Here is a 23,110-nt window from a genome sequence, read left to right on the forward strand (position 1 = left end):
ACTGATTTATGTTAATCGTATTCTAAAAGTAAAATGGCATTAATCCGTTGTTGATTAATACGCTCTAATTTGTTGCATCAAACGCTTGATTTGCACTAAATCTTTAACCCCTGGGCTAGATTCGACTCCAGAGTTAACATCTAGGCCCAAAAATCCGCAATTGGCCGCGAGTTTTATATTGTCTGGACTTAAACCACCTGCCAGCATCGCTTGCTCACGCGTAGGTTTGGCGACTTTTTCCCAGTCAAACGTATGGCCCGTACCACCAAACTGAATATTATGATCAGTGGTTACAGCGCTGTCGATCAGTAAGCGGTCAACGATTTGATAATGTGTGTCTTCACAGAGCTTATCGCTACGCAGCGCCAACCAAATTTGACAGCTAGCGGGTAATAATGGCTTGAGTTGTTCGATGTAGGCTTGATCTTCTCCACCGTGTAATTGAACAACATCTAACGTGAGTTCATTAGCGATTTCAGCGACTTTTTCCACCGCTTCACTCACAAATACTCCAACAAAGCGAAGCGCGGCGCTGTCTATAATTTCTCGTGCTGTACCTACTGTAATGTAACGAGGTGACTTAGGCGCAAAGATTAAACCACCATAGACAGCACCAGCGGCTGCTGCGGCAATTGCTGTCTCTGGGTTGGTCATGCCACAGATTTTTGTTTGACCATAAATAAGCTCACGGCAAGCAAGATCAATATTTGGTTGCTCCATTAACGAGCTACCAACCAAGAAGCCTTGAACAAATGGAGACAAGTTAAGGATTTGCTGGTGAGTTGATATACCTGACTCAGAAATTATCACTCTGTCATCACCAATTTGTGGTGCCAATTTCTTGGTCGTATTGAGATCGATAGATAGGTCACGCAAATCACGATTATTAATACCGATAATCTTAGCATCAAGCGCTAAAGCACGTTCGAGTTCTTCTTGGTTGCTGACCTCGGTTAAAATATCCATGTGGTACTGTGCAGCAAAATCACTAAGGGCACGATATTTATCATCATCAAGTACAGAGAGCATTAAGAGTATTGCATCTGCACCCATATATCTTGCTAGTAAAATCTGATAAGGGTCGATGAAAAAATCTTTACACAGAATAGGTTGCTCGATAAGGGCTCGCACTTCACGAACATACTCAAAGCGCCCTTGAAAATATTTTTCGTCAGTGAGCACAGATACACCACTGGCATAATGCTGATAAGCACCGCAGATTTCACCAAGGTTAAACTCATCACGAATTAAACCTTTTGAAGGTGAAGCTTTTTTGCATTCTAGGATGTAACTGGCATTAGGCGCATTAAGCGCATCAAACAAGCTACGCTTTGATGGTTCAAGCCCTTGACTGATGTCGGCCTTAGGATATTCATTTTCTAGACGCGCAAGTTGTGGTGCTTTATCTGCGACTATCTGATCTAATACGGTGCCGGTAATTTTAGTGCCGGCAATGATACGTTCTGAATTCATTAGGCTGTAAACTCCTGACTGGCGGCAGCTAATTGCTCTACAACTTGGTAGGCTTTTCCGCTTGAAATAATTTTGTTCGCTAAGCTAACCCCTTCGGCTAGGCTGGTCACGTTGTTGCTAAGATATAAGGTAGCCGCAACATTGACTGCCACCGCATTTTGGTGCGCGGGTGCCCCTTGGCCTTTTAACAACGCTGTAATGAGTGTCGCATTTTCTGCTGCATCACCACCGCGTAGTGCTTCAATAGGTGTTGTTTCAACACCTAAGTCATCTGGCGTGACTTGATAAGTCGTGATCACACCATTGTTTAACTCAGCAACATCACTGGGACCATGAATGGCAAGTTCATCAAGACCCGAGCCATTGACGACTAATGCCCGAGTGACGCCGACTAACTGTAGTGTCTTTGCAATAGGTTCAATGAGATTTTTATCGTACACCCCCATTAATTGAGTCTTTGGCGCTGCTGGGTTGATTAACGGGCCTAGGACATTAAAGATGGTGCGTGTTTTGAGTGCTTGACGCACAGGGACTGCAAAACGAACACCTTGGTGGTATTGCACAGCGAATAGGAAACACAAGTTGTATTTATCAAGACACTCGCGTGATTGTTCTGGCGTCATATCTAGCTTGATACCTAAGGCTTCAAGTAAGTCAGCTGAGCCGGACTTTGATGACACACTGCGGTTTCCATGTTTGGCAACCTTAATTCCGCAAGCCGCGGCGACAAACGCACTGGCTGTTGAAATATTGATGGTGTCTGAACCGTCGCCACCGGTACCACAACTGTCAATAAAATCATAATCAGGGCTTGGAAAACTCACTGCCGCTTCTTTGAGAGCGAGGGCTGCACCTGCGATTTCATCGGGTGTTTCGCCTTTCATTTTTAATGCGGTTAAAATCGAGCTAAGAACGATAGGCTCAACATTCCCTTGAACAATTTGGCTAAATAATTGTTGGCTTTGTTCAAGACTTAATGACTCGCCTTGATAAAGTTGTTCTAAAATTGAATGGATCATAATCTTTCCTTGCTGGTCATTAAATGATTAAGCGATTGAATTAATAGTTTCTCACCATCCGGGGTTAGTATCGACTCTGGGTGAAATTGAAAACCTAATACCGTTTTGTTGCGATTAGTTATCGCCATCACAATATCGTCGATGGTTGCAATGACCTCTAATTGCTCTGGTACGTGATGAGCCATCAAAGAATGATAGCGCGCAACGGGCATTGGGTTAATTAAATGAGCAAAAGGGCCTGTATTGTCGTGAACAATGGCAGAAGACTTACCATGAACAGTTTGCGGAGCTAAACCGATTTTACCGCCAAATGCTTCAACTATAGCTTGATGCCCGAGACAAATACCTAGCATTGGTACTTTATCGATACAGCGGCTGATTAAATCACATAAACAACCTGCTTCACTGGGTGCACCGGGTCCTGGAGAAAGTACTAGGACAGGCGGTAATTCGCTGGCATTCATTTGAGCGATAATAAACTCGGGATCGATATCATTACGGTAAATCGTTACTGTTGCGCCCATAACACGAAATTGATCAACCAAGTTATAGGTAAATGAGTCGAAATTATCGAGTAAGAAAACATGACAATCGATTAAATTAGGCATAAAAACCTCCTTTTGCCGCAATGGCACTAATCACAGCTTGTGCCTTTGAGCGGGTTTCATCGGCTTCTGCTTGTGGGTCTGAGTCAAATACCACACCAGCTCCGGCTTGAATCACCGCTTTTCCATTGCTGACAAAGGCAGAGCGAATAACGATACAAGTATCCATGTCGCCCGCGCTGTTAATGTAACCAACAGCACCACCATAGCTACCACGGCGCTGTTGTTCTACGTCGCGAATTAATGCCGAGGCTTTAATCTTAGGCGCACCCACTAAAGTACCCATATTCATACAAGCTTGGTAAGCATGCAAAGCGTCTAGGTCGTTGCGAAGTTGACCAGTAACACGAGAAACGAGGTGCATCACGTGAGAATATCGATCGACCTTAAGCAGTTCCGCGACTTGGCGTGTGCCAGCTTCGCTGATGCGTGCAACATCGTTTCGAGCAAGGTCAACTAGCATAATATGCTCAGCTAATTCTTTCTTATCAAGACGTAAATCTAATTCCATGCGCCCATCTAAATCGGGGTTTATACTACCGTCACTATTAAAACCACGACGTCTAGTGCCCGCAATGGGATAAACTTCAACTTGATTACTGAGTTGTTCATACTTAAGCGCACTTTCAGGGGATGCGCCAAATAACACAAAATCTGCATCCTTAATGTAAAACATATAAGGTGATGGGTTCGTGGCTTTAAGTTGGTTATAGGCGGCAAATGGGTTGGGGCAATCCATCGTAAATGCGCGCGATGGCACGACTTGAAAAATATTGCCCTGTATAATTTGCTGTTTCAAACCATTAACGATGCCTTTAAATGAGTCATCATCGATATTAACTTGTACCGGAGTTGTTATCGGTGCGCCAACTAACTCATTAGGTTCAAAGTTATTCACCTGCTCGACAAGGGCTTGGTGTTTTTGATTGATTACATCGGTTAGAGCAGGGTTAAATTGATGAGAGATCACCACCGACTCTCCCCCTTGATGGTCCAGCATCACCATATCTTCAATTAAGTAGAAAACAAAGTCGGGACAATGGTTATTGTTGCTCTGTACTTCTGGTAGGTCTTCGATACTAGCAATCATGTCATAAGCAAAGGTGCCAGCAATAAAGCGATGTTGGTCATGACTTCCTTGACTTAATAGTTGTTGCAAATCACGCAGAGCACTAAATGGTGACGGTGCTTTAAGGCGTAGATCTTGGTCTAGCTCAATGGGTGGTTGTGGGTATTCAATGGTTAATAGGTGTTGGTCACTCGCTTTGTGATAATCAGTGAAGTGCTGTTTTAATTGGACAATAAGTGGCAGGCCATTGTCATTCAGTGCGGTGAAGGTAACTTGTCGGTGTTGGCAGGTAATTTTCAGTGCACTTGAGACAAGCAAGAGGCTTTTTAAGTTATCTTTGCTATTGATCTCCGCAGATTCGAGAAGCATAACATCGTGTTTGTCCTGCGTTAACTGGGCAAATAGCTCGGTAGGGCTCTGACTGTAACGACAAGTGGTTTTACTTATTTGACTTTGTATCATCGGTTTAATTCACTGTATTCCGTGTTAATGCTTGAAGCGAATTTATCTATAAAAAAACCCGCTATGAGAAGCGGGTTTAGTAGTTGTTTGGGTTATTTTATGCAACAACAGACTGGTCCCGCGAAAATTGATCGCGCCACCACCATAAATTTGTAAGGATAGTCTGTACGTTTTGTTGCATAATAAGCTCTAATTCGTTTTTAGTGTGCTTTGTCGGTATTTATTCAACTGTTAATTGGTAATCGTTGATAAAATTGTAAACACCGCAAGCTAAATAGTCGCTATAGAAGATAATATTTTGGTTCTATTGTCAAGTAACATTTTCGCGTCTGTGAAAACTTCTTATAAGGTTTAGAGTAAATGATTTTTGATCTGCACTGCCATAGCACAGTCTCTGATGGCAAGTTAACACCACAACAGCTGCTAGAACGCGCTGTAGAAAGGGGTGTCGACGTCTTAGCTTTAACCGATCACGACACCACTGATGGCATTCCTTTAGTCCAAAAAGCTATAGCTGATAACAAATTAGACATACGTCTAATTAACGGTGTTGAGATATCAACCTGCTGGGAAAACAAAGATATTCATATCGTTGGCCTACACTTTGATCGTGAGCATCCGGCGATGATTGACTATTTGACTAAGCAAAGTGAGATCCGTGAAGCCCGTGCAAAAGAGATTGCTAGGCGTTTAGAAAAGACTGGTTTGGTCACTGATGTATATGACGGTGCTAAGCGCATTGCGGGAGAAGGGCAGATTGGCCGTGGCCATATTGCCCGTTATTTAATTGAGCAAGGAGTGGTAAAAGACAATGCCACAGCGTTTAAAAAATACCTAGCGCGAACCAAAGTTGGTTATGTGCCTAGCCCTTGGCCTGATATGAAGTCTGCGATTGATGTGATACAACAAAGTGGGGGCTTAGCCGTGTTAGCCCACCCGATGGGGTACAAGCTCTCTGGGAAATGGCTACGTAAGCTTACCGTGGCATTTAAAGCCGCTGGTGGTGATGGCTTAGAGGCCGCAGGTTGCCAGTTAGCACCGCCACACCGTCAGCATTTAGCATCGTTGGCCCAAGAATATGAGCTACTCGCCTCAGCTGGCAGTGACTTTCACTTTCCTTCAAGCTGGATAGAGCTTGGGCGAAACCTTTATTTTGCTAAAGGGGTAACTCCTATTTGGCAACGATGGCCAGAATACGCGCAGCCTCAAGAGGCTAGCGCACACTAAGGAAGAAGTATGAGCCAATTTTTTTATGTTCACCCTGAGAATCCGCAACAGCGTTTGATTGATCAAGCAATTGAGATTATTAATAAGGGGGGCGTGATTATATACCCGACGGATTCAGGTTATGCCATCGGTTGTCAGTTGGATAACAAAGGGGCACTTGAGCGTATTTGTCGAATTCGAGATTTAGATAAGCAGCATAACTTTACTTTGATGTGCAGTGATTTAGCGCAAATATCCAATTATGCAAAGTTCGATAATCAGTGTTATCGTGCACTACGTAACAATACGCCAGGCGGTTATACGTTTATTTTTCGCGCCAATAAAGAAGTGCCTAAGCGGGTCCAAAATCCAAAACGTAAAACCATTGGTTTACGGGTGCCAGATAATAAGATTGCTCATGCGTTATTAGATGCATTAGGTGAACCTATCCTGTCGACGTCACTAATCCTTCCAGGAGAAGATATCACCGAGTCTGATCCTGAGCTTATTCGTGATAAGTTAGAAAAGCACGTTGATTTGATTGTTAATGGTGGTCATTTAGGTGAACAACCGACCACAGTTATCGATATGTCAGAAGGTAGCTTTGAAATTATCCGTGTTGGCGCTGGCGATCCTAGCCCGTTCGAATAACGTGTTGAACATAAGTGTAATTTAATGTCTGAGCAACAAACGTCGAATAAGATCGACAATACAGCGTTAATTGAGCAATTAACTAAGCCACCAATAGCTATTGTTGACGGCGAGCCGGTGGCGGATAAGCCACAAGATTTATTTATACCCCCTGAAGCGTTAACCGTATTTCTTAACGCGTTTGAGGGACCGCTTGATTTGTTATTGTATTTAATTCGTAAACATAAATTCGATATTTTAGATTTACCTATTAGCGATATAACCGATCAATACATGGAATATGTTGATTTAATGAAAGGGTTAAACTTGGACTTAGCCGCTGAATATCTATTAATGGCGGCAATTTTAGCTGAGATTAAATCGCGGATGTTATTGCCCGTTGAAAAAGAAGTCGAAGAGGTAGAGGATGATCCTCGGGCTGCCTTGGTTGAACGCCTCAAAGAATATGAGCAATTTAAGCAAGCCGCACTTGATATTGATTCGCTGCCACGTATTAATCGCGATTATCATGCCGCGAATGCTGACAAGGCTGATAATCTAACCGAAGTCGTACTCGCACCGCAAGTGACGCTACAGGATTTAACCGCAGCCTTTGCCCGTGTGGTTAAACATATTGATGTCAATGCCCACCATCATATTCAACGGGAATCGTTATCAACTCGAGAACGCATGAGCCAAATTATGCTACAGCTACAATCACAAGAGCAGCTGCAATTTAACCAACTGTTTAAATTCGAGGAAGGGCGTAGCGGTGCCATTGTTTCATTTTTAGCTATTTTGGAGCTATGTAAGTCAAAACTTATCGGCATTGCATTATTAGACAGCGAAGAACAACTGGCTATATTTTTATTACAGGCGCAAGATGAGTAACTCAAGTCAATGAACACACCAGAAAAGCAATTAATCGAAGCTGCCTTATTTGCCGTGGATAAACCCTTAACAATTAAACAGCTCCAAGAATCAGTGCTGGCATCGTTTCAATTAAAAAAATCTCAAGTCTCAGACATTCTGAATGAATTAGACCATGAGTATAAAGATCGTGGGGTTTTGCTACAGCAAACGGCGTTAGGCTATCAATTTATCACCAATCCGGCACTCAGTGACCAGCTTAGTTGTCTTTGGACTGAGAAGCCTGCCAAATATTCGCGAGCTTTACTTGAGACTTTAGCCTTAATCGCGTATAAACAGCCGATTACACGTGGTGAGATAGAGCATCTTCGTGGTGTGGCTGTTAGTAGTCATATCATTAAGACCATGACTGAGCGACAATGGATTAAAATTGTTGGACATAAGGAGATACCGGGTAAGCCCGCTTTATATGGAACGACTAACGGCTTTTTAGATTATTTTGGCTTAACTTCGTTATCGCAACTACCACAATTAACAGAAAACCAACTCGATGCTGCCATTAGTAGTTTCGAGCAACAATAGGCATCACGATGAGTGAAAAATTACAAAAAGTATTAGCACGCGCAGGCCAAGGCTCACGCCGAGAATTAGAAAAAGCGATCAGTGAAGGCAAAGTCAGCGTTAATGGCGAGATAGCTTCCCTAGGTGCGCGTGTTGAAACATCGGATGCGATTCGCTATAACGGCATTTTAGTTAACCTTGAAGAGTCTGACAAACAGATTTGCCGTGTCATTGCTTATCATAAACAAGAAGGTGAACTTTCAACACGTAAAGATCCCGAAGGTCGTGATACTATCTTCGATCGTTTGCCAAAAATTCGCAATAGCCGTTGGATTGCTATTGGTCGTTTAGACACTAATACGTCCGGCTTAATGTTATTTACCACTGATGGTGAATTAGCTAACCGTTTAACTCGCTCAAAAATGGAAATTGAACGTGAATATGCGGTGCGAACGTTTGGCGAAGTGGTTGATAAAAACATCCAACACCTGCGTTCGGGTGTTGAGCTAAAAGAAGACGGCAAAGTTAACTTCACTAAAGTTAAACTACAACCGGGTGAAGGCTTAAACCGTTGGTATCACGTGATCATGACTCAAGGGCGCGATCGCGCTGTACGTCAAATGTGGGAGCATGAAGAAATCCAAATTAGCCGTTTAATACGTTTGCGTTACGGAAACATCGCGCTAGATAAATCGCTGCCTCGAGGCGGTTGGCAAGATCTGGAACTAGCTCAAATTAATTACTTACGCGGCTTAGTTGGGTTAGCTGATGAAACTGAATCGTTTCTAAATTTACGCGAAGAACACCGTAACAAAACGGCGCGTATTCGCCGTGCTGTGCGTAAACACGCTGCGTTTAAAAAAGCGGATGAACAACGAGCAGGAAAACCAGCGAAAAATAAGAAGCACCGCCAGAAACAAAAACCACGTACGCGCTCTTAACCTCATTTCTTCGCTTAGTTTAAGTATAAATGATGGGTTGCTTTGTTTGATTTAATTTATCAAAGCCGCTCATCGCATTTCTTTTTCTCTGTATCAAATCTTTTGTCCAATAGACTCTTTGTTACTCGCCATTTAAGGACTGTCATGAAAATTGAAGTGACGACCTCACCGCAGACATCAGACTTAAAAACGATAAGTGAAGGTATTCAACGCTATAATCAACGCTTCCTAGCTGATGACGTTGTGTTTGAGCCTGACACTCGCTTTGCTGTTTTTGCTAAAGACAACCAAGGGGTGGTTGTTGGCGGCATACGAGCCACTGCCTTTTGGAACTATTGTATTATTGAACTGTTGTGGTTATCAGAAGATGTTAGAGGGCAAGGGGTTGGCGTAGACTTGATGGTCGCTGCAGAAGCCTTTGCTCGTGATAATGGCTTTAGCCATGTACGCACTGAAACCTTAAGTTTTCAGGCAAAACCTTTTTATGAAAAGATGGGCTATAGCGTGTTCGGCGAGTTAGTTGATCATCCCAAAGGTCACACTACCTATTGTTTGGTTAAAGCGCTTTGAGTTATAACCATACTTCGGGCTGTATTGGACCCGAAGTATAGAAAATTACAAGGTAAGTTTACTTTTGAATAGGTGGCTCTGTTATCGTGACACGACAACTAGTACATTCAAAGCCCTCATCAATCATTATAGCGAGGCGGCGCCATCGCATCATGCCAGTTCGGTTGGCAATAGAGTGAACGTAAGGTGCACTTGCGTGAGTCCATGAGTAAGTGCCTTCCTCTGCCAACTTATTTAATTTTTCAAAATCAATAAATCCTTCCTTACTAACAGGGATATCATTCTCAGGTGGAATTGTAAATCTTATATACTCAATTGAGCCATCCAAAGTTGGCTTAGTAAGAACAACGGTTCCATCGAAGCGCTCAAAGCGAAGTGGGCCACCGAATGATTTGGTGATATTTTCACTTCTTTTTATGCCTAGGTTCAGCATACCCTCGAGAGTCGATTCAATAATACCGACAGTAGCATTAATAGTTTGGGTTAACCCAAGTTGTCCCAACAATTCATTCTGTTCCGATTTCGTTAAGTATGTTTCTTGCCAGTATTTATTAGCCCAGAGAGCTTTTTCACACCTCTGAAGCATTGTAGAAGGGTTAACCTCTGTGTGACTGACCTCACAAAAATCCACTAAATCTAAAGCCCCATTATTATTTGTAGGGAGGTTGTGTTTATTTGCGAAGTGCTTAGTCGCGTATTTAGGCGATACAAATTTATTCACCGCTTGGCTAAGGGAATAATTAGCAGGGTACTGACGTGTAAGTCGCACTGCGGTGTAAGGGTTGGACATATCACCACCATCAAAGCCTTCAACGATATGATAGTCTTGATAGAGCTGAAAATCATAAACGTTAACGCTGTCATTGGCATCACTTTGAATAACAACTTTATATGTCCCTGGTTGATTTGTTCTGGTCGCATACTGTCTTGCGGCTGATAAAGCAAAATCTTTTTGTAATTTTGTGTCGGTACATTGATTATCTTGACCAACACAAGTAGTGACAAACGCAGCACTTGTGGCGAAAGCCGCTGGTGTGGCTAACAGACCTAACGCAAGTAGGGAGATTTTTAGGGGGGTCATAAACATCCTTTTATGAAGAAATTAACTTTAAAACGAAGTTTAATTCTCAAGGAAACTAACATGTACATTATTAATATACAATAAGTTATACCGGGAAGGGGGTGTTGTTAGAGTTAATAGGGTATGTTAGTGGATTACACTGTTGATTGTTTATATGTTGCGAAGTTGAGAGATTATTGTAGGTCAAATGGTAATACATTCACGTTGCGATGTAATTTATGCCAGCAAACAAGTCTTGCCGCTGGCATTTGCATCAATTCTAACTTTCTTGACTGGCGATCTCTGTATCAAACGGCTTATTAGCAATAATCACCGCGCGTTTTGGCGCTGGGTGACCCTCAATGGTCTTCGTTGGATCGTTAGGGTCTAAGAAATCACTCAGTGATTCAAAGTCCATCCACGGTGTTTTACGTTGCTCTTCAACGCTAGTATCACACACATCAACGGTGCGCACGTTTTCAAAGCCAAGTTTGGTTAACCATAGTTCTAATGCGGCAGTGCTTGGTAAAAACCACACATTGTTCATCTTGCCGTAACGACCTGCGGGAACCAATACTTGGTTTTCATCACCATCAATTACCAGAGTTTCTAACACCAGCTCGCCACCGGCGCGCAACTGATTTTTTAATTGCTCTAAGTGGTCAATCGGTGATTTACGGTGATAAAGCACGCCCATCGAAAAAACCGTATCAAAGGCTTTAAGGGCAGGAAGCTCTTGAATTCCTAATGGCAATAAGTGAGCACGTTGATCATTGTTAGCAAGGTGCCTGATAATCTCAAACTGGAATAAAAACAGCGTTGATGGGTCAATCCCGACAGCAAACTTAGCACCATCGCCGAGCATGCGCCATAAGTGATAACCACTGCCACAGCCAACATCGAGAATGGTACGGTTATGTAATGGAGAGATATGCTCGCGTAAACGCTCCCACTTCCAGTCACTACGCCACTCGGTATCAATATGGATGTCATGAACGTGAAACGGGCCTTTACGCCACGGCGTAAACATCCCAAGTAAAGATTCTAATTTTTTTAATTCACCCGGTGCTACTGATTGGGACGTATTAATAGTGACACTATCAGTAAAATCAATTTTATCCGCTTCAATGGTCGGCAGTTTTTCAATGCATTTTTGCCATTTAGGGAACTGACCGTGTTGACGCTCTTTTTGCCACGTGGCCAGTTGCGCCGGTAATACTTCTAGCCAATGGCTCAATTGATTTTTGGCGATGTGTTGATAAAAATTACTAAAATCGATCATGTTAAAAGGAAAATCCTGTAGTCATTGGCTGTGGGTTAGGCTTTGATGGCTATCATCGAGCTAAAGTTGAAACACTGGAACCATAATTCGCTGGTAGCAAACCCAGCATTGGCAAAGCGCTGGCGATGAATATCTAATGTATCTGTTAGCATGACATGCTCTAGGGCATTACGTTTTTGGCTGATTTCTAATTCACTGTAACCATTGGCACGTTTAAAGTCATGGTGTAAGTCTGTCAATAATTGCTGTGCGGTCTCATTTTCAAAACGTAGCTTCTCAGAGACCAGCAAAATGCCGCCGGGACGTAAGCCTTGATAAATGTTATTGATTAACGCTTGGCGATCTGCAGGGTCAATAAATTGTAGCGTGAAATTAAGCACCACGACGCTGGCGTTGCTGATGTCTAACTGTTGAATATCTCCACAAACAACATCAACGTCCGTATCACTTTTAAACGCGTTAACGTGCAGTTTACAGCGCTCAATCATCGCAGGGGAGTTATCAACGGCGATAATGCGACAATTAGTTTTATCAAGATGGCGGCGCATCTCTAATGTCGCGGCACCCAGACTACAGCCGAGATCGTATAACGACGAGTCATCTTGAGCGAAACGTTTAGTCAACATGCCAATCGCAGTAATGATATTACTATAGCCGGGCACCGAGCGTTTGATCATATCAGGAAAAACTTCAGCAACTTGCTGATCAAATTGAAAATCGCCCATGTTTTCTAACGGGGCGGCAAAGATATTATCGCGTGATTGGCTCATAACTAGGTAGAATTAGACAAAAGAGCTATTTTAACCCAGTGCGTAGCGAGTGTCTCTTAGTAATTATTATTGCACTTAAAAATGTTAATTGAATCATCTCGGTTGTGTATAAAAACATCGATTAAGTCATCGCGTATCAACAATTGGTAACATATCGCCTTAGGGTCTTACCTAATAGTCAATTTTTCATTATACTTATCGTCATTTCGACAATAGCCCTTAGGGCAACCATCAGGAAGTATATCAATGCGCAGTCATTATTGCGGTGAATTAAACGAGTCATTAATTGGTCAACAAGTAGAACTTGTTGGTTGGGTAAACAAGCGTCGCGACTTAGGTGGCGTTATCTTTTTAGATTTACGTGATCGTGAAGGGTTAATCCAAGTTGTTTATGATCCAGACCTAGAAGAGTCATTCGCTATCGCAAACAGTCTACGTAATGAGTTCTGTGTTAAAGTAACAGGCATCGTACGTGGTCGCCCTGAAGGCCAAGTAAATAAAGACATGCCTACTGGTGGCGTAGAAGTATTAGGTAAAGCGTTAGAAATTATTAATCGCGCAGAGCCACTGCCATTATCGTTAGATGATCACCAAACAAACTCTGAAGAACAACGTTTAAAGTACCGTTATTTAGATCTACGTCGCCCTGAAATGACTGAGCGTTTAGTATTCCGTTCTAAAGTGACTGGTTTTGTTCGTCGTTTCTTAGAAGATAACGGTTTTTTAGATATCGAAACACCTATCTTAACGAAAGCAACACCTGAAGGCGCGCGTGATTACTTAGTACCGAGTCGTACTCACAAAGGTAAATTCTTCGCATTGCCGCAATCACCACAGTTATTTAAACAACTGTTAATGATGTCTGGTATGGATCGTTACTATCAAATCGTTAAATGTTTCCGTGATGAAGATTTACGTGCTGACCGTCAACCTGAATTCACACAGATTGATATTGAAACGTCGTTCATGTCATCAGATCAAGTACGTGCTAAAACCGAAGAGTTAGTGGTTAATTTATTCAAAGAGCAACTAAACGTTGATTTAGGCACATTCCCAACGATGAGTTATGCTGATGCAATGCGTCGTTTTGGTTCTGATAAGCCAGATTTACGTAATCCGTTAGAGTTAGTTGATGTTGCTGATATCTTAAAAGAGGTCGAGTTCAAAGTATTCTCTGGCCCAGCTAACGACCCTAAAGGCCGTGTCTCAGTTATTTGTGTACCGGGCGGCGCATCATTAAGCCGTAAGAACATCGATGACTACGGTAAGTACGTTGGCATCTACGGTGCTAAAGGTTTAGCGTGGATGAAGGTTAACGACATCGATGCGGGTATGGAAGGTATTCAATCGCCAATCCTTAAGTTCTTAAACGAAGAAGTAGTGACTGAGTTATTAAAACGTACTGATGCTAAATCAGGCGATATTATCTTATTCGGCGCAGATAACTACACAGTAGTGACAGAAGCAATGGGCGCTTTACGTCTAAAATTAGGTGAAGACTTAAACCTAACGTCAGATGAGTGGAAGCCGCTTTGGGTTGTTGACTTCCCAATGTTTGAGGAAATTGATGGTCAATACCACGCCTTACATCACCCGTTTACGGCGCCTGTCGGCGTAACGGCACAAGAGTTAGAAGCAAACCCTGCTGCTGCATTATCAGATGCTTATGACATGGTTTTAAACGGTTGTGAATTAGGTGGTGGTTCGGTACGTATCCACAATGCACCGATGCAAGCCTCTGTATTCCGCATCTTAGGTATCTCTGATGAAGAAGCCCAAGAGAAGTTTGGTTTCTTACTAGAAGCATTACGTTACGGTACGCCACCACATGCTGGTTTAGCTTTCGGCTTAGACCGCTTAATTATGTTAATGACAGGCGCAAGCTCAATTCGTGACGTAATGGCTTTCCCGAAAACAACGACTGCTGCATGTCCACTGACTAATGCGCCGGGTGTAGCAAATACTGCCCAGTTAACTGACTTAAACATCGCTTCATTAGTAGCGGAGTCAGATAGCGAAACAGACGCAGAATAATTTTCTGTTATTCTAGAATTCAGTGATGAAAAAGCGAGCTTAGGCTCGCTTTTTTTATGCTTTCTATAATACTGTACTTGCAACCAGTGGTTTGATTGCTTACTCTATAGCAATAGATTGGCAAAGGTGTAGGCAATGACAATTATTTTAGGTATTGACCCTGGTTCCCGTGTCGCGGGTTATGGGGTGATCCGTAAAGAGGGTAATAAGTTAACCTACCTTGCTAGCGGCTGTATACGTGTTAAAGAAAAAGAGTTACCGCAGCGGCTCAAACAAGTTTTTGATGGCGTGACCCAGTTGATTGCGCAATACAAACCTGACGAGTTTGCCATTGAACAAGTGTTTATGTCACGTAATGCTGACTCTGCGTTAAAACTAGGCCAAGCTCGTGGCGTTGCGATTGTGGCTGCGTGTAATGCTAACCTCCCCGTGAGTGAGTACGCCGCGCGTTTAATTAAACAAGCGGTTGTTGGCACTGGAGCTGCAACTAAAGATCAAGTGGGTCATATGGTCACCCAAATGCTTAAGCTGCCTGCAAAGCCACAGGAAGATGCCGCCGATGCACTAGCAATTGCCATTTGTCATGCCCATGCCCATCAAGGGTTAATTTCAAAGTCTGGTAAAAGACGCAGTAGTTCGATGCGCACGTTACCGAGTCATTTAAAAAATCGATGTAAGGAAGTATTGTGATAGGACGATTAAACGGCATTGTTGCTGAAAAGCAAGCACCACTGTTGCTATTGGAAGTGAGTGGAATTGGTTATGAAGTACAAATGCCAATGACCAGTTTTTATCAAATGCCAGAGGTGGGTGAGCAAGTCATCATTCATACGCATTTCGTCGTTCGTGAAGACGCGCAATTACTCTATGGTTTTGCCAATAAAATTGAGCGCGAATTATTCCGTGAGATTATTAAGGCCAATGGGGTTGGTCCGAAGCTGGGCTTAGCGATTTTGTCGGGGCTATCTGCCAGTCAATTTGTGCAAATAGTCAGTAACAGTGATGCATCAGCATTAGTCAAGTTACCAGGTATTGGCCTTAAAACTGCTGAACGCTTGATCATTGAATTAAAAGACCGCCTTAAAAACTTCACTTTGCAACAGCAAGATAGTCTTGCAACTGATGCGCAACCACTAGATGGTGACTTAGGGTCTACCTTTATTGAGACTGTGGATGTGGAACAAGATGCTATTGATGCACTTCTTGCTTTAGGCTATAAACAAAATCAAGCGACTAAAATCGTTAAAAAAGTTAAACTGCCAGAAATGGATAGTGAAGCCTTAATTAAAGCAGCGCTTAAGGCAATGCTTTAGGATAAATAATGATAGAAGCAGATAGATTAATACAAGCCACTGAGATTAACCCGCAAGAACAGCAAGTTGATCGTGCGATGCGCCCGAAAATGCTTAGCGATTACACCGGGCAAGAAGAAGCAAAGTCTCAACTTAATATCTTTATCCAGGCAGCGAAACTACGTGATGAAGCTTTAGATCACATGTTAGTTTTCGGTCCGCCGGGATTAGGTAAAACCACCTTAGCACATATTGTTGCTAATGAGATGGATGTTAACGTTAAAACAACCTCGGGGCCGGTATTAGAAAAAGCAGGGGATTTAGCAGCACTGCTCACCAACCTGGAACATGGTGATATTTTATTTATCGATGAAATCCATCGGTTAAGCCCTGTGGTTGAAGAAATACTTTATCCAGCTATGGAAGACTATCAGCTTGATATTATGATTGGCGAGGGACCAGCTGCTCGTTCAATCAAGTTAGAGCTGCCACCTTTTACCTTAATCGGTGCGACAACTCGAGCCGGTTCATTAACCTCACCATTACGCGCTCGTTTTGGAATACCGCTTCGCTTAGAATTTTATAAAGTCGATGAGCTCAAAGACATAATCATTCGCAGTGCCGGGCAGCTTGAAGTTGGTATTGATCAAGCAGGGGCGTTTGAAATTGCTAAACGTTCACGTGGTACGCCTAGAATAGCCAATCGATTATTACGCCGCGTCCGTGATTTTGCTCAAGTGAAGTTTGATGGAGCAATAAACCAACAAATAGCAGCACAGGCGTTGCAGGTGCTTGATGTTGATAATGAGGGCTTTGATTTTATGGATAGGAAGTTATTATTAACGATTATCGAGAAGTTTTCAGGTGGCCCCGTCGGTTTAGATAACCTTGCCGCTGCGCTCGGTGAAGATAAAGATACCTTAGAAGATGTCATTGAACCCTATTTAATTCAACAAGGGTTTATTCAGCGTACCCACCGTGGTCGGATTGCCACACCTCAAACTTACTTACATTTTGGCCTCGTCGCGCCAAACCCTCAGTTATAGCGTTGCCCCTACTAAATAGGTGATGGAGATGACGGTTTGTGCATACATTCCGTATCTCCTAAATGTCTTCAGCGAGTATCTATACCCTGGCATGCAGAGACACTCATCGTATGAATGGCTAACGAGATAATAGCATTGTGGGTTCAAAGAATTTTGGATAAAAAAAAGCCCACAAAAATGTGTGGGCTTGAAGTCAATTATAAAAAAATCGACAAAGGAAGTAACAAATAAATAACAACAGAGGTTTATCGATTAATCTATGCAAGACAACCAATAAGATAAACATCAACTTTCGAAGTACAGACCTCGTTAAGTGGTGACAATAATAGGGAAGTTCTTTATTAGAAACAAACTAGAAAAATTTATTTTCGGATTAGTTTTTCTAATGCTGCTGGGGCGTGTGAATTTGATTTTATACACGATATCACAATGATTAAGTGTTTATTCAGGTTGAGTGAATAAAAATGCTGTTATAAGTAATGTTTGCTTTGATGAAAAAAGTACCGCGCTCTCGTTATTGCCCACATTTTAAGTTATTGACTTGAAAATAGTTATCCTAAGCATTGACGGCTATTGCCCTTAGAAGCCAGATATAGTACCTTTTGCCAGATTTTCTTTAATAATTGAGACTTTTATGAGCTTTGAATTCCCTGTTCGTGTTTATTATGAAGATACTGATGCTGGTGGTGTGGTTTATCATTCGAATTACTTAAACTTTTTTGAACGGGCGCGTACAGAGTTCTTAAGAGATTTAGGCTTCGAGCAAGATACGCTACTAGCTCAAGGAATAGCATTTGTTGTTAGGCGTTGTGAAATCGATTATTTAATGGCTGCCAAGTTTAACGATGCACTTACAGTGACCGTTGGCATCAAGCAGTTAAAAAATACCAGCATTGAGTTTGAACAAAAAATTGTTTCCTCGTCGGGGAACCTGCACAGTGTTGCTACAGTCATAGTTGTTTGTGTTGACATGAAGAAAATGAAACCGACCCGTATCCCAGCAAATATTATTGAGGAATTAAAGAGTGACAGCTGAACTATCGTTTATTGATTTATTATTAGAAGCCAGTGTATTAGTGCAATTAGTTATGTTAGCGCTTTTACTAGCCTCTATTTTTTCTTGGGCTGTTATTTTTCAGCGCCGCACAGTATTAAATCAAGCAACAAGCAGTTTACGTAAGTTTGAAGACCGCTTCTGGAGTGGAACTGACCTTGCGGGAATTTATAAAGAATTGAGTGCTCGAGGGAATAAAAACTTAGGCCCTGAGTTAATGTTCTGTGCAGGTTTCAAAGAATTTGCCAAACTACGTCAATCAGCATCATCAACGCCTGACGCTATTGTGACTGGTTCACATCGCGCGATGAGAGTTGTACTATCTCGTGAAATAGATCGCTTAGAGCAAAACTTACCCTTTCTAGCAACCGTTGGTTCGATTTCACCGTATGTCGGCTTGTTTGGGACTGTTTGGGGTATCATGAACTCATTTATCGCGTTAGGTGCCGTTCAGCAAGCGACTTTGCAAATGGTTGCACCTGGGATAGCGGAAGCCCTGATTGCAACAGCTATGGGTTTGTTTGCGGCGATTCCTGCTGTTATTGCCTATAACAAATTTTCTAATAGTGTTGATAAGCTTGAAAATAGCTACGCGAATTTTATGGAAGAGTTTGCTTCAATATTGCAACGTGAAGCCTACGCTAATCAAAACAAAGCTGGTTAATGATGATGCAATATCAACGTAAACGTCGACGCTTAAATTCTGACATCAATGTTGTTCCTTACATTGATGTCATGTTAGTACTACTGATTATCTTTATGGCAACAGCCCCATTAATCGTTCAAGGGGTCAAAGTAGATTTACCCCAGGCACAGGCTAAAACACTGACCGAAGATAGTAAGCCACCTTTAATTGCATCAGTTAAAAGTGACGGCAGTTATTACCTGACGGTGGGTGATTCTCCCGAGCAATCACTTACTCAACAAGAGCTAGCAAGCTTGGTGGCGGCTCATTTACAGCTTGAGCCGGATAGTCCAGTGATGGTTAAAGGCGACCGTGCCGTATCTTACGATCATATTTTACAATTGATGGTGACATTGCAAGCAGCAGGTGCTCCATCAGTTGGTTTAATGACGGACCCTGTTGAAGGGCAATAAAAGGGTGAATTGTGAGGCCTAATTTTCAAATGGCACTGGGGTGCTCAGTGCTATTACATCTTGGTGTAGTGGTAGTATTATTTGCAGGTAGTTTTATCTCGCCGAAAAAGCCTGAACAAAAACCTCTATCAATGACTATGTCTGCGTTGCCAAAAGATAAGCCGATCATCAAAGCCGCGATGGTTAATTCTGCTGATGTTGAACGGCAAATTGATAAACTTAAACAACAAAAAATTGATGCAAAGCGCGAACAACAGCGCCGTGCTGATAAATTGCGCAATGAGCGTCGCAAAATTCAAGAATTAGAGAAGCTACGAAAGAAGCGTCAACAAGAAAAGTTAGCAGCAGATAGGGCGGCAAAGCGTGCTAAAGAACAAGCAGCGAAAGAGGCCAAACTAGCGCAGCAAAAGATTGAGCAAGCTAAAGCAAAACAAAAGGATGAAGCAGAAAAAGCGCTAAAAGCGCAACAAGAACGCCAAAAGCAAGAAAAGGCAGCGGCAGAAGCAAAAGCGAAACGATTAGCTGATGAAAAAGCGGCGGCAGAAGCAAAAGCTAAACGTCTAGCCGATGAAAAAGCGGCAAAGGAAAAAGCGGATAAAATTAGAAAAGAAAAATTGAGAAAAGCTAAGGAAGCTAAAGAACGTGCTGCCCAAGAGGCATTAATGGCCGAGCAGATGGCAGAAGAGCAAGCCGAGGTTAACCGCGCGCGTGATCGCAGAGTATTGTCTGAGGTTGAAAAGTATACCGTACTTATTTCCTCGGCGATTCAACGCCATTGGAACGTTGACGAAAGTATGCGAGGTAAACAGTGTGTGCTCAATATTAAACTTGGGCGTAGTGGGATAGCGTATAGTGTTAAAGCCGTTTCGGGCGATAAGTTTGTTTGTAAATCAGCAGAAGACGCTGTTTATAAAGTGAATAATTTTCCTGTATCCAAAGACCCTGCGGTTTTTGCCCGTTTAAAAGAAATTAACTTAACAGTTCAACCAGAGTTTGACTAATGAAATCAATGTTAAAAAAAATAATCCTGACTGCTAGTTTAGCGACTGGGTCCGCGCATGCCGCACTCGATATTGTGATCACTGAGGGCATTGATAGTGCACGCCCTATTGGTGTGGTTCCTTTTAAGTGGCTAGGTCAGGGCATCAAGCCCGAAAAGGTTGCGAATGTTATTGCTGGTGATTTAAGTCGAAGTGGTCGTTTTAGCCCGCTAGATATGTTGACATTAGAGCAACAACCATCGACTTCAAGTGAGGTGGATTATCAGTATTGGGCGGATAATGGTGTCGATGCATTAGTTGTGGGAACTATTAAACCGCATAGTACTAATGGTTATGTCGTTGGTTTTGAACTAATCGACGTAGTACGTGCACAAATGAAAGAAACACTAGCGTCTCAAGGCACACCGATTGAACCCAATAATGATCACATACTAGACTCAAGAGAGACAGTGATCGATGTCGCTGCTTTTCGTCAATACGGGCATCGCATCAGTGATATCGTTTACGAGCAACTCACAGGTGAACGAGGCGCATTTAGAACTAAGATAGCTTATGTATTGGTTGATCGTGAAAGTGAGAATTTCAAGTATCGATTGATGATTGCTGATTATGACGGTTTTAATGAAATAGAAATCTTGCGTTCGCGTGAACCGTTAATGTCACCTAGCTGGTCTCCAGATGGAACCAAACTTGCTTATGTTTCGTTCGAAAATAAACGTCAAGAGATCTTCATTCAAGATATTTACACTCAAGAGCGCAAAAGGGTCAGTAATTTTTCTGGAATGAATAGTGCGCCTCAATGGTCTCCTGATGGCACTAAATTAGCATTAGTATTATCAAAAGATGGTAATCCTGATTTATACGTGATGGATCTGGCGAGTGACAAGCTTTCTCGAATTACTGATAATAGAGCAATTGATACAGAACCTAGCTGGGCCCCTGATGGACATTCATTAATTTTTACTTCTGAGCGAGGTGGAAAGCCACAAATTTACCGCGTAAACTTACACAGCAGACGAATCAGTCGGTTAACTTATGATGGCGACATGAACTTAGGGGGCACTATTACCCCGAAAAATGATCAATTAGTCATGGTTAATCGTACGCGAGGCAAGTATCATATCGCTAAGCAAGATATATTGTCTGGAAACTTACAAGTATTAACCACAACACGTCTTGATGAGTCACCGAGTATTGCGCCTAATGGTAGTATGATTATTTATGGCACAATGCATCGAGGTCAACAGGTTTTAGGGTTGGTATCTATTGATGGCCGCTTTAAAGCAAGATTACCGGTTGGGCAAGGCGAGGTTAAAGCTCCTGCTTGGTCACCGTTTATCTATTAATAAAGAAAAATAAGGAAACGATAATGCGTTTTAATAAAATTGTTAAGGGGATTGCTGTCGCTATTCCAATGTTTACATTGGCAGCATGTGGTTCTACCTCGACAACAGATGTGGATAGTCAAGAGACTAACCAAATCGATGGACAGACATCTCAGGTTGAGCAAGGATCGAATAACACAGTTCAAACGGGTGCTGTTACTAAACACATGACTCCTGAAGAAAGACAGCGCGTAGTTGCAGCACAAAAAGCTGAACAACAACGTCAAGCTGAAAAAGAACTACGTAAAGAGCACATCGTTTATTTTGACTTTGATACTGCAAATGTATCAGGTAAGTTCGCACTTATTCTGGAAGCTCACGCTAACTATTTACGTGACAACCCAAGTGTAAACGTGAAAATCGAAGGCCATGCTGATGAACGTGGTACACCAGAATATAATATTGCTCTAGGTGAGCGACGTGCTAAGGCCGTTAGTAAATACTTGCAAGGCTTAGGTGTTAATAGCAAGCAAATTGATACGATGAGTTATGGCGAAGAAAAGCCACTAGATTATAGCCGCACAGAACGAGGCTTCTCTAAAAACCGCCGAGCAGTTCTAGTTTATTAATCTATATAAGTAGACGTAATGAAAAATTTAATTACATTAGGTCTTTTCTTAGCAGCGAGCACGCAAGTGCACGCTGCTAATGTCGTCGAGTTAAATACTTCCCCTGAACAGCGTATTGCTTCATTAGAACAAATGATTAAGCAAAAGAATCGTGTTCAAGTAGAGATGCAACAACACATCGATACATTGCAGCAAGAGCTCAATGAACTTCGTGGGACGACAGAAACCCAAGACCACCGCCTAAATCAGGTATTACAACGCCAACGCGAGCTTTACCAAGAACTCGATAAACTGGCCACTCGCCTCGAAACGGCAAGCCTTTCTAATACTCCTATTGATACAAGTGCCCAAGCTCCTGCTTTATCTGAGAGTGAAGCTTATGATCGTGCGCTGAATCTAGTACTCAAGGGAAAACAGTATGATAAAGCAATTGTTGAGTTTGAACGTTATTTAACAGATTTCCCGCAATCAACTTATTTAGCTAATGTACACTATTGGTTAGGACAATTGTTATTCACTAAAGGGAAAAGTGCTGAGGCAAAAATTCAGTTTGAAACTCTGGTGACCAACTTTGAGCAATCATCAAAGCGCTCAGATGCCTTAGTTAAGCTGGGTAAGATAGCGCAAGATAGTAAAAACGCTGCTCAAGCTAAAACTTTATATCAGAAAGTTGTGAAAGAGTATCCGGACAGCTCAGCAGCGCAAATAGCACGTACACGCCTAAAATCGCTGTAATAGTGGTTTTTGAGTACTATATTGTTTGATTTATAAGCTAAAAATGAAAGCGTCGTTTGATTTTTTAGCAAACAGAAAAAAAACCTAAAATATAGGTTGCGCTAAAAAAATTAATCAGTATTATTAGCGCCCGTTGCAAAGGAGATATCAAACACCTTTTTTGTAACATAACGTGGGTCATTAGCTCAGTTGGTAGAGCAGTGGACTTTTAATCCATTGGTCGTAGGTTCGAATCCTACATGACCCACCACGTTATTGTTTGAAATACTAGTTTCTAGTATCAGTATAGAAAAATAGAAAGCGGGTCATTAGCTCAGTTGGTAGAGCAGTGGACTTTTAATCCATTGGTCGTAGGTTCGAATCCTACATGACCCACCA

General features: G+C 42.2%; 24 protein-coding genes and 2 tRNA genes. 19 read left to right on the plus strand and 7 right to left on the minus strand.

The window, feature by feature from the left end; genetic code table 11:
• Nucleotides 1-54 precede the first annotated feature (54 nt).
• From trpCF to Q8W26_RS03625, 4 genes are read right to left on the minus strand one after another with little or no spacing between them, the layout of a single operon-like run.
• Nucleotides 55-1,473 (minus strand): bifunctional indole-3-glycerol-phosphate synthase TrpC/phosphoribosylanthranilate isomerase TrpF, encoded by a 1,419-nt coding sequence (gene trpCF, locus Q8W26_RS03610; RefSeq protein ID WP_101214136.1) that lies wholly within the window; start codon nucleotides 1,471-1,473, stop codon nucleotides 55-57.
• The gene (gene trpD / locus Q8W26_RS03615; protein ID WP_101214137.1) at nucleotides 1,473-2,492 is read right to left on the minus strand and encodes an anthranilate phosphoribosyltransferase; all 1,020 of its coding nucleotides are present in this window, start codon (nucleotides 2,490-2,492) and stop codon (nucleotides 1,473-1,475) included. Before trpD ends, trpCF begins: the two co-directional genes overlap by 1 nt.
• Nucleotides 2,489-3,100, minus strand: a complete 612-nt coding sequence (locus Q8W26_RS03620) for an aminodeoxychorismate/anthranilate synthase component II (protein ID WP_101214138.1) — start codon at nucleotides 3,098-3,100, stop codon at nucleotides 2,489-2,491. Before Q8W26_RS03620 ends, trpD begins: the two co-directional genes overlap by 4 nt.
• Nucleotides 3,093-4,628, minus strand: a complete 1,536-nt coding sequence (locus tag Q8W26_RS03625; protein ID WP_101214139.1) for an anthranilate synthase component 1 — start codon at nucleotides 4,626-4,628, stop codon at nucleotides 3,093-3,095. Before Q8W26_RS03625 ends, Q8W26_RS03620 begins: the two co-directional genes overlap by 8 nt.
• A gap of 360 nt (nucleotides 4,629-4,988) precedes the next feature.
• Here Q8W26_RS03625 and Q8W26_RS03630 point away from each other — a divergent pair, with 360 nt between their 5' ends.
• The 6 genes from Q8W26_RS03630 to Q8W26_RS03655 all read left to right on the plus strand — a co-directional run bounded on the left by Q8W26_RS03630 (nucleotide 4,989) and on the right by Q8W26_RS03655 (nucleotide 9,406).
• Nucleotides 4,989-5,855 (plus strand): PHP domain-containing protein, encoded by an 867-nt coding sequence (locus Q8W26_RS03630; RefSeq protein WP_101214140.1) that lies wholly within the window; start codon nucleotides 4,989-4,991, stop codon nucleotides 5,853-5,855.
• 9 nt (nucleotides 5,856-5,864) lie between these two features.
• Nucleotides 5,865-6,485, plus strand: a complete 621-nt coding sequence (locus Q8W26_RS03635) for an L-threonylcarbamoyladenylate synthase (RefSeq protein ID WP_101214141.1) — start codon at nucleotides 5,865-5,867, stop codon at nucleotides 6,483-6,485.
• A gap of 24 nt (nucleotides 6,486-6,509) precedes the next feature.
• Nucleotides 6,510-7,355 (plus strand): ScpA family protein, encoded by an 846-nt coding sequence (locus tag Q8W26_RS03640; RefSeq protein WP_101214142.1) that lies wholly within the window; start codon nucleotides 6,510-6,512, stop codon nucleotides 7,353-7,355.
• A 9-nt stretch (nucleotides 7,356-7,364) separates the two neighbouring features.
• On the plus strand, nucleotides 7,365-7,916 hold the full coding sequence (scpB, locus tag Q8W26_RS03645) for an SMC-Scp complex subunit ScpB (protein ID WP_101214143.1): 552 nt from the start codon (nucleotides 7,365-7,367) through the stop codon (nucleotides 7,914-7,916).
• A gap of 8 nt (nucleotides 7,917-7,924) precedes the next feature.
• Nucleotides 7,925-8,836: a 23S rRNA pseudouridine(2605) synthase RluB gene (rluB, locus tag Q8W26_RS03650; RefSeq protein ID WP_101214144.1), complete on the plus strand. Its 912-nt coding sequence runs from the start codon at nucleotides 7,925-7,927 to the stop codon at nucleotides 8,834-8,836.
• A gap of 144 nt (nucleotides 8,837-8,980) precedes the next feature.
• Nucleotides 8,981-9,406 (plus strand): GNAT family N-acetyltransferase, encoded by a 426-nt coding sequence (locus Q8W26_RS03655; RefSeq protein WP_101214145.1) that lies wholly within the window; start codon nucleotides 8,981-8,983, stop codon nucleotides 9,404-9,406.
• A gap of 58 nt (nucleotides 9,407-9,464) precedes the next feature.
• Here the strand turns inward: Q8W26_RS03655 and Q8W26_RS03660 are convergent, their stop codons facing one another.
• From Q8W26_RS03660 to cmoA, 3 genes are all read right to left on the minus strand, one after another.
• Nucleotides 9,465-10,487 carry a hypothetical protein gene (locus Q8W26_RS03660; RefSeq protein WP_101214146.1) on the minus strand — a complete coding sequence of 341 codons (1,023 nt, stop codon included), beginning with the start codon at nucleotides 10,485-10,487 and terminating at the stop codon, nucleotides 9,465-9,467.
• 259 nt (nucleotides 10,488-10,746) lie between these two features.
• A complete protein-coding gene (gene cmoB, locus Q8W26_RS03665; RefSeq protein ID WP_101214147.1) occupies nucleotides 10,747-11,748 on the minus strand; it encodes a tRNA 5-methoxyuridine(34)/uridine 5-oxyacetic acid(34) synthase CmoB in 1,002 nt (333 codons plus the stop codon).
• Between the two features lie 35 nt (nucleotides 11,749-11,783).
• On the minus strand, nucleotides 11,784-12,518 hold the full coding sequence (gene cmoA / locus Q8W26_RS03670) for a carboxy-S-adenosyl-L-methionine synthase CmoA (RefSeq protein WP_101214148.1): 735 nt from the start codon (nucleotides 12,516-12,518) through the stop codon (nucleotides 11,784-11,786).
• A gap of 246 nt (nucleotides 12,519-12,764) precedes the next feature.
• Here cmoA and aspS point away from each other — a divergent pair, with 246 nt between their 5' ends.
• The 13 genes from aspS (at nucleotide 12,765) to Q8W26_RS03735 (ending at nucleotide 23,110) form a co-directional block, all read left to right on the plus strand.
• The gene (aspS, locus tag Q8W26_RS03675; protein ID WP_101214149.1) at nucleotides 12,765-14,552 is read left to right on the plus strand and encodes an aspartate--tRNA ligase; all 1,788 of its coding nucleotides are present in this window, start codon (nucleotides 12,765-12,767) and stop codon (nucleotides 14,550-14,552) included.
• Between the two features lie 135 nt (nucleotides 14,553-14,687).
• A complete protein-coding gene (gene ruvC / locus Q8W26_RS03680) occupies nucleotides 14,688-15,242 on the plus strand; it encodes a crossover junction endodeoxyribonuclease RuvC (protein WP_101214150.1) in 555 nt (184 codons plus the stop codon).
• Entirely contained in the window at nucleotides 15,239-15,865 is a 627-nt protein-coding gene (gene ruvA, locus Q8W26_RS03685) for a Holliday junction branch migration protein RuvA (RefSeq protein ID WP_101214151.1), read from the plus strand. Before ruvC ends, ruvA begins: the two co-directional genes overlap by 4 nt.
• 8 nt (nucleotides 15,866-15,873) lie before the next feature.
• Entirely contained in the window at nucleotides 15,874-16,890 is a 1,017-nt protein-coding gene (gene ruvB, locus Q8W26_RS03690) for a Holliday junction branch migration DNA helicase RuvB (RefSeq protein ID WP_101214152.1), read from the plus strand.
• A gap of 634 nt (nucleotides 16,891-17,524) precedes the next feature.
• Nucleotides 17,525-17,926 (plus strand): tol-pal system-associated acyl-CoA thioesterase, encoded by a 402-nt coding sequence (gene ybgC, locus Q8W26_RS03695; RefSeq protein WP_101214153.1) that lies wholly within the window; start codon nucleotides 17,525-17,527, stop codon nucleotides 17,924-17,926.
• Nucleotides 17,916-18,608 carry a protein TolQ gene (gene tolQ / locus Q8W26_RS03700; RefSeq protein WP_101214154.1) on the plus strand — a complete coding sequence of 231 codons (693 nt, stop codon included), beginning with the start codon at nucleotides 17,916-17,918 and terminating at the stop codon, nucleotides 18,606-18,608. Before ybgC ends, tolQ begins: the two co-directional genes overlap by 11 nt.
• A gap of 2 nt (nucleotides 18,609-18,610) precedes the next feature.
• Entirely contained in the window at nucleotides 18,611-19,042 is a 432-nt protein-coding gene (gene tolR, locus Q8W26_RS03705; protein WP_101214225.1) for a protein TolR, read from the plus strand.
• A gap of 11 nt (nucleotides 19,043-19,053) precedes the next feature.
• Nucleotides 19,054-20,043 (plus strand): cell envelope integrity protein TolA, encoded by a 990-nt coding sequence (tolA, locus tag Q8W26_RS03710; protein WP_305472315.1) that lies wholly within the window; start codon nucleotides 19,054-19,056, stop codon nucleotides 20,041-20,043.
• The gene (gene tolB / locus Q8W26_RS03715; RefSeq protein ID WP_101214156.1) at nucleotides 20,043-21,389 is read left to right on the plus strand and encodes a Tol-Pal system beta propeller repeat protein TolB; all 1,347 of its coding nucleotides are present in this window, start codon (nucleotides 20,043-20,045) and stop codon (nucleotides 21,387-21,389) included. Before tolA ends, tolB begins: the two co-directional genes overlap by 1 nt.
• Nucleotides 21,390-21,412: 23 nt before the next feature.
• The gene (gene pal / locus Q8W26_RS03720) at nucleotides 21,413-21,997 is read left to right on the plus strand and encodes a peptidoglycan-associated lipoprotein Pal (RefSeq protein ID WP_101214157.1); all 585 of its coding nucleotides are present in this window, start codon (nucleotides 21,413-21,415) and stop codon (nucleotides 21,995-21,997) included.
• A gap of 18 nt (nucleotides 21,998-22,015) precedes the next feature.
• A complete protein-coding gene (ybgF, locus tag Q8W26_RS03725; RefSeq protein ID WP_101214158.1) occupies nucleotides 22,016-22,732 on the plus strand; it encodes a tol-pal system protein YbgF in 717 nt (238 codons plus the stop codon).
• Nucleotides 22,733-22,906: 174 nt separating this feature from the next.
• Nucleotides 22,907-22,982, plus strand: a tRNA-Lys gene (locus Q8W26_RS03730).
• Between the two features lie 52 nt (nucleotides 22,983-23,034).
• Nucleotides 23,035-23,110: transfer RNA gene (locus Q8W26_RS03735), tRNA-Lys, on the plus strand.

Source organism: Psychrobium sp. 1_MG-2023, assembly GCF_030689115.1.
Classification (GTDB): domain Bacteria; phylum Pseudomonadota; class Gammaproteobacteria; order Enterobacterales; family Psychrobiaceae; genus Psychrobium.